The 9,706-nt window shown below is 39.6% G+C and carries 17 protein-coding genes; all 17 read left to right on the top strand.

The features are described from left to right. Positions 1-1,196, top strand: a 1,196-nt coding sequence (locus tag KBF89_04310) for a hypothetical protein (protein MBP9115546.1), incomplete at its 5' end; no start/stop codon positions are given. 168 nt (positions 1,197-1,364) lie between these two features. Continuing rightward, positions 1,365-1,682: a 30S ribosomal protein S10 gene (gene rpsJ / locus KBF89_04305; protein ID MBP9115545.1), complete on the top strand. Its 318-nt coding sequence runs from the start codon at positions 1,365-1,367 to the stop codon at positions 1,680-1,682. A gap of 621 nt (positions 1,683-2,303) precedes the next feature. Continuing rightward, the gene (gene rplC / locus KBF89_04300; protein MBP9115544.1) at positions 2,304-2,960 is read left to right on the top strand and encodes a 50S ribosomal protein L3; all 657 of its coding nucleotides are present in this window, start codon (positions 2,304-2,306) and stop codon (positions 2,958-2,960) included. Further along, complete coding sequence (gene rplD, locus KBF89_04295) at positions 2,957-3,724, top strand: 50S ribosomal protein L4 (protein MBP9115543.1); 768 nt, start codon at positions 2,957-2,959, stop codon at positions 3,722-3,724. The genes rplC and rplD overlap by 4 nt, the downstream gene beginning before the upstream one ends. Next, positions 3,724-4,065: a 50S ribosomal protein L23 gene (gene rplW / locus KBF89_04290; GenBank protein MBP9115542.1), complete on the top strand. Its 342-nt coding sequence runs from the start codon at positions 3,724-3,726 to the stop codon at positions 4,063-4,065. Before rplD ends, rplW begins: the two co-directional genes overlap by 1 nt. A gap of 1 nt (position 4,066) precedes the next feature. After that, a complete protein-coding gene (rplB, locus tag KBF89_04285) occupies positions 4,067-4,903 on the top strand; it encodes a 50S ribosomal protein L2 (GenBank protein ID MBP9115541.1) in 837 nt (278 codons plus the stop codon). A gap of 4 nt (positions 4,904-4,907) precedes the next feature. Beyond that, positions 4,908-5,183, top strand: a complete 276-nt coding sequence (gene rpsS / locus KBF89_04280) for a 30S ribosomal protein S19 (protein ID MBP9115540.1) — start codon at positions 4,908-4,910, stop codon at positions 5,181-5,183. A gap of 2 nt (positions 5,184-5,185) precedes the next feature. Then, positions 5,186-5,965 carry a 50S ribosomal protein L22 gene (gene rplV / locus KBF89_04275; protein ID MBP9115539.1) on the top strand — a complete coding sequence of 260 codons (780 nt, stop codon included), beginning with the start codon at positions 5,186-5,188 and terminating at the stop codon, positions 5,963-5,965. Beyond that, complete coding sequence (gene rpsC / locus KBF89_04270; GenBank protein MBP9115538.1) at positions 5,965-6,906, top strand: 30S ribosomal protein S3; 942 nt, start codon at positions 5,965-5,967, stop codon at positions 6,904-6,906. The genes rplV and rpsC overlap by 1 nt, the downstream gene beginning before the upstream one ends. A gap of 2 nt (positions 6,907-6,908) precedes the next feature. Further along, on the top strand, positions 6,909-7,325 hold the full coding sequence (gene rplP / locus KBF89_04265; protein MBP9115537.1) for a 50S ribosomal protein L16: 417 nt from the start codon (positions 6,909-6,911) through the stop codon (positions 7,323-7,325). Further along, the gene (rpmC, locus tag KBF89_04260) at positions 7,325-7,555 is read left to right on the top strand and encodes a 50S ribosomal protein L29 (GenBank protein MBP9115536.1); all 231 of its coding nucleotides are present in this window, start codon (positions 7,325-7,327) and stop codon (positions 7,553-7,555) included. The genes rplP and rpmC overlap by 1 nt, the downstream gene beginning before the upstream one ends. Then, positions 7,555-7,836, top strand: a complete 282-nt coding sequence (gene rpsQ, locus KBF89_04255; GenBank protein ID MBP9115535.1) for a 30S ribosomal protein S17 — start codon at positions 7,555-7,557, stop codon at positions 7,834-7,836. The genes rpmC and rpsQ overlap by 1 nt, the downstream gene beginning before the upstream one ends. 9 nt (positions 7,837-7,845) lie before the next feature. Then, positions 7,846-8,214: a 50S ribosomal protein L14 gene (gene rplN / locus KBF89_04250; protein MBP9115534.1), complete on the top strand. Its 369-nt coding sequence runs from the start codon at positions 7,846-7,848 to the stop codon at positions 8,212-8,214. Further along, positions 8,215-8,529: a 50S ribosomal protein L24 gene (gene rplX, locus KBF89_04245; GenBank protein MBP9115533.1), complete on the top strand. Its 315-nt coding sequence runs from the start codon at positions 8,215-8,217 to the stop codon at positions 8,527-8,529. It abuts the gene before it with no gap. Further along, positions 8,529-9,086, top strand: coding sequence for a 50S ribosomal protein L5 (gene rplE / locus KBF89_04240; GenBank protein ID MBP9115532.1), 558 nt, complete (start codon positions 8,529-8,531; stop codon positions 9,084-9,086). The genes rplX and rplE overlap by 1 nt, the downstream gene beginning before the upstream one ends. A gap of 16 nt (positions 9,087-9,102) precedes the next feature. Then, positions 9,103-9,288: a type Z 30S ribosomal protein S14 gene (locus tag KBF89_04235; protein MBP9115531.1), complete on the top strand. Its 186-nt coding sequence runs from the start codon at positions 9,103-9,105 to the stop codon at positions 9,286-9,288. Between the two features lie 12 nt (positions 9,289-9,300). Continuing rightward, complete coding sequence (rpsH, locus tag KBF89_04230; protein ID MBP9115530.1) at positions 9,301-9,705, top strand: 30S ribosomal protein S8; 405 nt, start codon at positions 9,301-9,303, stop codon at positions 9,703-9,705. Position 9,706: the final 1 nt, after the last annotated feature.

Below are 9,706 nucleotides of genomic sequence, written 5' to 3'. Positions count from 1 at the left end.
CTCCAGTAGTAAGTGATGCTCCAGTAGTAAGTGATGCTCCAGTAGTAAGTGATGCTCCAGTAGTAAGTGATGCTCCAGTAGTAAGTGATGCTCCAGTAGTAAGTGATGCTCCAGTAGTAAGTGATGCTCCAGTAGTAAGTGATGCACCTTCAACAGATGGCAATACAGCTCCTCTCTCGCCGGTAATAGGTGATAGTGATACTGACGTTACTGTCGTCGGTGATAGTACTAGTCCGGATCCTGAGACTGTAGGTACATTACCTGGTGGTGTAACAAGCAATACCGAACCAGAAGGGCCAACGATGTCGTTACCACCCGAGGAACAAGTCGGTACAGACGCTCCAATTCCTGATCCTGACGCACCGACAGACATAGGTGATGGTACAGAACAATCTGGTCCTTCAAGTACATCTCCTCCAAGTACATCTCCTCCAAGTAGTACTCCTCCAAGTACATCTCCTCCAAGTACATCTCCTCCAAGTAGTACTCCTCCAAGTACATCTCCTCCAAGTAGTACTCCTCCAAGTAGTACTCCTCCAAGTCCAGCTCCGGTCCAACCAATACAACCTTTTGCTCCACGTGCTCCGCAAGCTCCACAAGCTCCACAAGCTCCACAAGCTCCACAAGCTCCACAAGCACCGCAAGCTCCACCAGCACCAGCTCCACCAGTTATGAAGCGCGTTGCTCCAACACCACATGCTACACCTGTAAAGCCACCTTTAGAATTGGCTAAAACTGGTTCATATTTTACGAACTCACTCCTATCTACAGCAGCAGCTTTGGTGTTAGTTGGTGGTGCTATATGTTTAGCAAGTAGTCGAAAATCCAGACAACTCGTAAGTGCCCGTACAGGATCAAGCACAGGTACCCTTGGATATGTTGCGTCACCAAAAGCTCGTGTATTTGGGAACGTACTTAGTGATGCAAGTGAAGCAGTACAATCTTCATTTGCTAGATTAAAAGTTCACGGAATGGATTTAAAAGAGTCAATTTTGGGCGCTATAAGTCCAGATACCAGGAATATTCCGGAATCAGCTAAAGCTATGGATGTGCTCTCATCTCCAGGCGCAGAGCAATTAGGGACAAGTGCTTTGACAACTAGAGCCACAGCTCTTAGCCCACAAGCAAGTGCGCAAGTTGACGATTTCTTCGGAGCTTATAATCTTGTTGCTAATACTCCAGCAATGGGTATTTAATTAATTTGATAAATTAAATACATAGTTGTTAACTATAAAGTTAACAACTATGTACGACTCGAGTTGTGTCAATTGTAGTTTTTAGTTATACTATTTCTCTTAACAATTTTGACTTCAAATCAGTTAAAATTATTAGCCGCTACTTGACAAGGGAATATAGGAATTAAAATGCAAGACCAAAAAATACGTATCCGTATCAAAGCTTACGATCATGAACTAATTGATCAATCAACAAAAAAAATTACGGAAACAGCTTCTCGTACTGGTGCAAAAATTGTCGGTCCTATACCTTTGCCAACTGAAAAGCACCGCTACACAGTAACAACATCTCCAAACGCAGATAAAGATGCTCGTGAACATTTTGAAATGAGAATCCACAAACGTCTAATAGATATTCTCGAACCAACACCTAAAACTATTGAATCTCTTCAGAGAATTGATTTACCTGCAGGTGTAAATATCGAAATTAAAATCCAAACTGCATAATAAATTTTAATTAGCAGCATTCGTTTACCCTTATATACTTGCGTCATATGCATGATTATATTGTTGTGCTCAAAAACGTATTCTAAGACGTGCCTCTAACAATATAAAGATATAAATACTGGATATTCTGTCGATAATTCAACAACTTGGTATTCTGATCATTGCGTATTATCAATATCAGGAGATTCGCTTATAGGAACTTGAAATGGTACTTCTTATTTTTAAGTTAATAAATAATGATTTGTGATCCATATTGAATTCGAACGCAAAATTTAATCGATATTTATATAATATGATTAATATATTCTTCAATTAGCCAAATGTCCTTCATTTAGCCTAATATATATCTCCTTGTATAAATCAGAAATGATTACACAATAAAAATTAAACGAAGTTTGTAAAGGCCACTGGAAATAACCAGAAATTGGAACCGTACAACAAAACTAACTTCGCTCCGAGCATAAGTTGCACTTGAATTTAAAAGTGTAAACAGTCCGCTATCGGAGCGTTAGTGTGCCCAACGAAAGTCGGTACACAACAAGAATTATCTGGCAAAATCCAGATAAAGATAAGCCCGTAATACGCCCACTGGGCTAAACAACAAAGAAACGAGCCAATGTCATGAACTCAAAAGGCATGCTTGGAGTAAAAGTCGGAATGACTCAACTCTGGGACGAAAACAATAAAGTTATTCCGGTAACTGTTATCAAATGTGATCCCTGTCATATTTCGCAAATCAAAACTAATGAACGCGACGGCTATAGTGCGATTCAATTAGCAATGGGATCGAAAAAAGAAAAGAATATTTCTGGTGGCGAAAAAGGTCATCTTAAAGCTGCAGGAATTGAATCAGCAAGAAAACTTGTTGAAATTCGTGTTGGCGATATTTCAGAATATGAATTAGGTCAGTCTATTTCAGTTGAACAATTTGAAGCTGGCGAAACAATTGACGTAAGTGCAATTTCTAAAGGTCATGGTTTTGCTGGTGGTATGAAACGTCACAACTTTAAGGGTCAAGGCGCATCTCACGGTAATCACAAACATCACCGAGCACCAGGTTCTATTGGAGCATGTGCAACACCAGGTCGTGTTTTTAAAGGTAAGAGAATGGCTGGACACATGGGTCAAGTCAAAATTACTACACAAAATCTAAAAATTGTTGGTGCAGATGCAGAACGTAATGTACTGCTTATAAAAGGATCTGTTCCTGGATCAAAAGGTGCTGTTGTATTTATTCGCAGCGCTGTTAAAGCACCACTTAAGAAGGTGTCCAAATGAATATAACAATGAAAACATCAGCAGGTAAAGACGGAGCTAAATTCGAACTACCTGAAGAGTTCTTTAATAAGGAACCAAATATTTCTTTATTGAACCAAGTGGTTCTCGCACAACTAGCTGCAGCTCGTGCTGGTACTCAAAGTGCTAAAACAAGAAGTGAAGTTAGCGGTGGCGGTAAAAAACCATGGGCTCAAAAAGGTACTGGTAATGCTCGTGCCGGTTCATCACGTTCGCCAATCTGGCGTGGTGGTGGAATGACTCATGCAGTTAAGCCTCGTAAATATAATCAAAAGACTCCGAAGAAAATGATCCGCGCTGCACTATTGCAAGCTCTTAGTGATCGTGCGATAGAAAATAAAATTATCATTATTGATAATTGGAATTTAGAAGCACCAAAAACTAAAGACGCTTTAAAAGTATTAACAAATATTGGTGTTCGCTCAGAAGATAAAAATGAAAGACTTCCAAGAGTATTGGTTGTTGTCGATAAAGTTCAAGAAAACGTTTGGCTTTCACTACGCAACATTGGCGACCAAGTTCAACTTATTTCTATTCATGAACTAAATGCTTATGATGTACTTTGTAGTGACATTGTTATCTTCTCTAAAGATACAATCGAATTAACTATTTCAATGTTTAAAGGTGAGCATACAGACTTAGCTTTTGTTGACAAAGACCTAAATGGCGAATTATCCATGGAAGACATTGTTGACGCTGGAGTTAAATCTATGACCGAATCTACTAAAGATGGAGGTGCAAAATAATGGCTACTACAAATACAGTATCTGAAAAAGCATTAAGCCAAGCACGTAATATTGCACGCTTTCGTGATGTGATTATTGCTCCTGTAGTTTCAGAAAAAAGCTATGCAGGTTTCGACCAAAGTCTTTATACATTCGTTGTAAGCCCAACAGCAAACAAGATCGAAATTCGTCAGGCAGTTGAAGCTCTATTTAATGTAACAGTAAAAGATGTACGTACTCATAACCGTAGTGGTAAAAGAAAGCGTGATCGTAAAACTGGTACTTGGGGTCAACGCTCGAATAAAAAAATCGCAGTCGTAGTTTTAAAAGATGGCGACTCTATAGAAGTTTTGGGAGCATAAGATGGCTATCAGACAAAGAAAACCAACGAGCCCAGGACGTCGATTCCAAAGTGTTTCATCTTTTGATGAAATAACAAAATCGAAACCAGAAAAGGCTCTTTTAACTAAAAAGAATCGTACTGGCGGACGTAACTCGTATGGTCGTATGACTTCTCGTCATCGCGGTGGTGGACATAAGCAGAAATATCGTATAATCGATTTCACAAGAAACAAAGATTCAATCGTTGCAAAAGTTGCAGCTATCGAATATGACCCAAACCGTAATGCTCGTATTGCACTTCTTCATTATAGTGATGGAGAAAAACGATATATTATTGCTCCAAAAGATCTTGAAGTTGGCCAAAGTGTTGAATCAGGTCCGAAAGCAGATATTAAAGTTGGTAATGCTTTACCTCTTCGTTATATCCCTGTCGGCACCGTCATCCACAATATTGAACTAAAACCAGGTGCTGGCGGCAAAATGGCTCGTGGCGCTGGAGCTAGTGTTCAACTTGTTGCTAAAGAAGGTTCTTTTGCAACTGTTCGTCTTCCATCAACTGAGATGCGACGTGTATTGATTGATTGTCGCGCAACAATTGGTGAAGTAGGTAATGCAGAATTTGGTCTTATCAAAATTGGTAAAGCTGGACGAAACCGTTGGAAAGGTAAACGACCTCACGTTCGTGGTGTTGTTATGAACCCTGTTGATCATCCACATGGTGGTGGTGAAGGTAAAACTAGTGGCGGTCGTCACCCAGTTTCTCCTTGGGGTAAGCCTGAAGGCCGTACTCGTCATAAGGGTAAAAAGTCAGATTCTATGATCGTGCGTCGACGTCGTTCACGTACAGCGAGAAGGTAATTAAATGACACGTAGTGCTAAAAAAGGACCATTCATTGATGACCATCTACTTGAAAAAGTAGAAGCTCAAAATGAAGCTGGTACAAAAAAAGTTATTAAGACTTGGTCTCGTAGATCAACAATTATTCCTGACATGGTTGGACACACTATGGCTGTTCATGATGGACGCAAACATGTTCCGGTTTTTGTTAGTGAATCAATGGTTGGACACAAACTTGGAGAGTTCGCACACACTCGTACTTTCAAAGGACACAAAAATGATGAAAAGAAAGGACGCTAATCATGGCTACTTCTAGACTCGTTGAAACTGAACGTCCTCAAACACGTGCTGTTGTTAAATATATTGGTCGTTCAGCTTATAAAGTTCGCCAAGTTGCAGACTTGATTCGTGGTAAAGATGCTGAAGAATCACAAAACATTTTAATGCTTTGTAATCGTGGTGCTGCAGAGGAAGTTGGAAAGCTTCTTAATAGCGCTATGGCAAATGCTTCTCACAATCAAAACATCCCAGGTGAAGAGTTAATGGTTAAAGAAATATTTGTTGACGAAGGTCCAACAATGAAACGCTTCAAGCCTCGTGCTCGTGGACGTGCTTCTTCTATCCGTAAGCGTATGTGTCACATTACTATTGTTTTAGAACGTAAAGCCGATGAAGCAATTGCTTTTAAAGCAACTAAAGAATCCGGTACTGGTGCTGCGAATGCTCGTGAACAACGTCGTCGTCGTGCCGAAGCTTCAAAAGCAAAGCAGGCTGAAAAAGCAACCGCGCTTGAGGCTGAAGAATTAGATGCTGCTGAAGAATCATCAGCGCCTGCGAATGCAGAAGCTAAAGCTTCTGATCCAGTCGCAACGGCGGATGATTCTAAATCAGCAAAAGATTCAGCACCAGTCACTAAGAAGAAACCTGCGGCTAAAGCAAAAGTTGAAAAAGAAGATAAAGCTGAAACTAAAGAAGAGAAGAAGCCTACGGAAAAGAATACTGAAGCTGCTGAGAAGAAACCAGCTACTAAAAAAGCTGCCCCTAAAGCTGAAAAGACTGAAAAGAAAGAAGGCGACAAATAATGGGTCAAAAAATTCACCCGTACGGTTTTCGTCTTGGTTATACAACCGATTGGAAATCTAGATGGTTTGCTTCTGGTACTGAATATACTGAGAATGTAATCCAAGATTCTAAAATTCGTGCTTATCTAAAAAAAGAACTTAGCCATGCTGCTGTAAGTCGTATTGAAATTGAAAGAAGTGGAGATAAAATCCGCATCGATCTTTATACTGCTCGTCCAGGTATTGTTATTGGTCGTAAAGGTTCTGAAATCGACAAGCATCGTCGTGCTTTAATAAAAATTTCTGGTAACCCAAAAGCACAACTAAATGTACAAGAAATTAAAAATCCTGAGCTAGACGCTATGTTATTAGCTCAAGGTGTTGCTGATCAACTTGCTGGTCGTGTATCTTTCCGTCGTGCCATGAAACGTGCCGTTCAAACTGCACTTAAAGCCGGAGCACTTGGTATTAAAATCCAATGTTCAGGACGTTTAGGTGGAGCTGAAATGGCTCGTCGCGAATGGTATCGTGAAGGAAGAGTTCCTCTTCATACAATGCGTGCTGATATTGATTACGGTGCTGTTGGTGCAGAAACTACAACTGGTCTTGTTGGTGTAAAAATTTGGATTTATAAAGGCGACATTGTTCCTTATAAAGTCAGCAATGACGATAAAATTTCTGTTGAAGCAAAAATGGCTACAGGAGAAACCTCTGGTGAAGCATTAGGTGAAGCACCAAAGCGAATTATCTCATCCGGTGGCGCAAAGCGTAAACCATCTGTTGTTGTACAAGAAGTAGAAGTTGATAAAATTGCTGCTTTAGACAATATTGTTGACGAGAATAAATCTCTTGTAGGTGAAGCTGATCCAGAATTAGAACGTCGTCTTCAAGAAGAAGAAGATATTGAAAAGCGTACTAAAAAAGATAACCACGAAACTCCACATTTCAGAGGAGATGATTAATTATGTTGATGCCTCGTAAAACAAAATATCGTAAACAAATGCGTGGCCGTATGCGCGGTCTAGCAAAAGGTGGAACCGAAATGAATTTCGGTGACTTTGGTATTCAAGCTATGGCATGTTCGTATGTAACATCTCGCCAAATTGAAGCTGCTCGTATTGCTATGACTCGTTATATCAAACGTGGTGGTAAAGTTTGGATCAATATTTTTCCTGATAAACCAATAACGCACAAACCTGCTGAAACTCGAATGGGTAAAGGTAAAGGTAATGTTGAGAGTTGGGTTTGTAAAGTTAAACCGGGACGAGTTATGTTTGAACTTTCTGGCGTTAGCGAAGAAGTTGCTCGTGAAGCTATGCGTTTAGCTATGCATAAACTTCCTTTAAGAACACGTTTTATATTGCGTGAGGATGGTGAATAATGTTTAGTTCAGAACTTAGAGAACTTAACGATGCTGAATTGTTAACAAAATTCTTAGATGTAAAAGAAGAACTTTTTAATCTACGTTTTCAAAATGCAACTGGATCATTAGAAAAGCATAACCTGATTCCACAATTGAAAAAAACTATTGCACGTGTAGAAACAGTTATGCGTGAACGTGAATTAGCATCACCGAGAGATGATGTTAAAGCAGAAGCAGGAGCTAAATAATGGCAGCTAAAGAAGAGATAAAAACTGAAGAACGCAAATCACGAAAAGTTCGTGAAGGTGTCGTAACTTCTGACGCTATGGATAAAACAGTAGTTGTTACTGTTACTTATCGTAAGCCTCATCCTCAGTACCGTAAAACTCAACTTAAAACAAAGAAATTCTATGTTCATGATGAGAACAACGAAGCTGGTAAAGGTGACAAGGTTCGCATTGGCGAAACTAGACCTTTGTCTGCAACAAAACGTTGGCGCTTAGTAGAGATACTAGAGAAGGCAAAGTAGGTTTAAGAAATGATTCAGCAAGAAAGTCGACTTAAAGTTGCCGATAATACAGGTGCACGTCAAGTACTTTGTATCAAGGTATTAGGTGGAACTCGTAGACGTTATGCACGTTTGGGTGACACTTTTGTAGCAACTGTTAAAGATGCACAACCAGGTAGTCAAGTAAAAAAAGGTGACGTAGTTAAATGTGTTGTTGTTCGTGTTAAAAAGGAACAACGACGTCCCGACGGTAGTTACATTCGTTTCGATGAGAATGCTTGTGTTCTTATTAAAGACGATATGACTCCTCGCGGAACTCGTATCTTTGGCCCAGTTGGACGTGAACTTCGTGATAAAAAATTTATGCGTATAGTTTCACTCGCACCGGAGGTAATATAAATGAAAATTCGTAAAGGTGATCGCGTTCGCGTTATCTCAGGCAAGAACAAAGGTAAAGAAGGCGAAGTAATTCGTACTGATGCCAAAAAGAATACTGTTCTTGTTGAAGGTGCAAACGTTGTTAAAAAACATCAAAAACAAACTAGTGCAACAATGCAAGCAGGCATCATTGATAAAGATATGCCGATAAATGCAAGCAACGTAATGCTTATCGATGCAGATGGACACACTACTCGTGTTGGAATTCGCATTGAAGACAAAGATGGAAAACGCACCAAAGTTCGTTTTTCTAAGAAGACGGGGAGCGCACTATAATGGCACCACGATTAAAAGAAAAATATACAAAAGAAATTGCCTCAAAGCTTCAAAACGATTTATCTTTGAAGAACAAAATGCAAATTCCACAATTACAAAAAATTGTTATTAACTCTGGTGTAGGTAAAGCTACACAACAAGGTAACTTGATAGAAGGAGCTGTTAAAGACTTAACTGCTATTTCTGGTCAAAAAGCTATGATCACTCGTGCTCGCAAATCAATTGCTGGTTTTAAGCTTCGCGAAGGTCAAGCTATTGGTGCAAAAGTAACTTTGCGTGGAGATCAAATGTGGGAATTCTTCGATAGGCTAGTTACATTGTCGATACCTCGTATCCGGGACTTTCGTGGACTGAGCCCTAAGAGTTTTGATGGAAGAGGAAATTATACTTTTGGTATTAATGATCAATTAATTTTCCCTGAAATTCAATATGATGATATTGATACTGCTCGCGGTATGGATATCACTATATGTACATCCGCAAAAACAGACGACGAAGGTCGTGCACTTTTGGCAGCGTTCGGTTTTCCGTTCAGACAACCACAACAGAGCGCGTAAGGTTAGGGAAATATAGATGGCAAAAAAAGCTTTAGTAAACAAACAACAACGTGAACCAAAATTTGCGGTACGAAAATATACTCGTTGCCGTAAATGTGGAAGAGCGCGTTCGGTTTATCGTAAATTCGGCGTTTGTCGTATGTGTTTACGACAAATGGCTCACAATGGTGAGTTGCCGGGCGTTACAAAGAGTTCATGGTAGAGGTGTATTGATATGAATATGACAGATCCAATTGCAGACATGCTTACACGCATAAGAAATGCAAACATTGCTATGCACGATACATTAACAATGCCTTCTTCAAAAATGAAAGAAGCTATTGCGAATATATTAGTTCGAGAAGGTTACATTACTGATTTCGAAGTTGCTGATATTGAAGGCAAAGCATATAAAAATTTAAAGATAACAATGAAATATTCCGAAGAGCGCGAAAAGGTTATAACTGGTATTAAGCGTATTTCGAAGCCTGGACTTCGTATATACAAAGCTTCTACTACTGTACCTCGTGTTCTTGGTGGTATGGGTATTGCTATTTTGTCAACATCAAAAGGTGTTATAACCGATCGCGAAGCACGTGCAAAGCATGTGGGTGGCGAAGTCCTATGTGAGGTTTGGTAGT

It is taken from the genome of Acidimicrobiia bacterium (assembly GCA_018057765.1).
Classification (GTDB): Bacteria; Actinomycetota; Acidimicrobiia; order IMCC26256; family JAGPDB01; genus JAGPDB01.
The sequence above is the reverse complement of the archived record's forward strand: the minus strand, read 5'-3'. Positions and strand labels throughout refer to the sequence as shown.

What these genes read in the sequence shown, in the direction of transcription:
- rpsJ (MBP9115545.1), top strand. Translation starts at nt 1,365, where the DNA reads ATGCAAGACCAAAAAATACGTATCCGTATCAAAGCTTACGATCATGAA.
- rplC (MBP9115544.1), top strand. Translation starts at nt 2,304, where the DNA reads ATGAACTCAAAAGGCATGCTTGGAGTAAAAGTCGGAATGACTCAACTC.
- rplD (MBP9115543.1), top strand. Translation starts at nt 2,957, where the DNA reads ATGAATATAACAATGAAAACATCAGCAGGTAAAGACGGAGCTAAATTC.
- rplW (MBP9115542.1), top strand. Translation starts at nt 3,724, where the DNA reads ATGGCTACTACAAATACAGTATCTGAAAAAGCATTAAGCCAAGCACGT.
- rplB (MBP9115541.1), top strand. Translation starts at nt 4,067, where the DNA reads ATGGCTATCAGACAAAGAAAACCAACGAGCCCAGGACGTCGATTCCAA.
- rpsS (MBP9115540.1), top strand. Translation starts at nt 4,908, where the DNA reads ATGACACGTAGTGCTAAAAAAGGACCATTCATTGATGACCATCTACTT.
- rplV (MBP9115539.1), top strand. Translation starts at nt 5,186, where the DNA reads ATGGCTACTTCTAGACTCGTTGAAACTGAACGTCCTCAAACACGTGCT.
- rpsC (MBP9115538.1), top strand. Translation starts at nt 5,965, where the DNA reads ATGGGTCAAAAAATTCACCCGTACGGTTTTCGTCTTGGTTATACAACC.
- rplP (MBP9115537.1), top strand. Translation starts at nt 6,909, where the DNA reads ATGTTGATGCCTCGTAAAACAAAATATCGTAAACAAATGCGTGGCCGT.
- rpmC (MBP9115536.1), top strand. Translation starts at nt 7,325, where the DNA reads ATGTTTAGTTCAGAACTTAGAGAACTTAACGATGCTGAATTGTTAACA.
- rpsQ (MBP9115535.1), top strand. Translation starts at nt 7,555, where the DNA reads ATGGCAGCTAAAGAAGAGATAAAAACTGAAGAACGCAAATCACGAAAA.
- rplN (MBP9115534.1), top strand. Translation starts at nt 7,846, where the DNA reads ATGATTCAGCAAGAAAGTCGACTTAAAGTTGCCGATAATACAGGTGCA.
- rplX (MBP9115533.1), top strand. Translation starts at nt 8,215, where the DNA reads ATGAAAATTCGTAAAGGTGATCGCGTTCGCGTTATCTCAGGCAAGAAC.
- rplE (MBP9115532.1), top strand. Translation starts at nt 8,529, where the DNA reads ATGGCACCACGATTAAAAGAAAAATATACAAAAGAAATTGCCTCAAAG.
- KBF89_04235 (MBP9115531.1), top strand. Translation starts at nt 9,103, where the DNA reads ATGGCAAAAAAAGCTTTAGTAAACAAACAACAACGTGAACCAAAATTT.
- rpsH (MBP9115530.1), top strand. Translation starts at nt 9,301, where the DNA reads ATGAATATGACAGATCCAATTGCAGACATGCTTACACGCATAAGAAAT.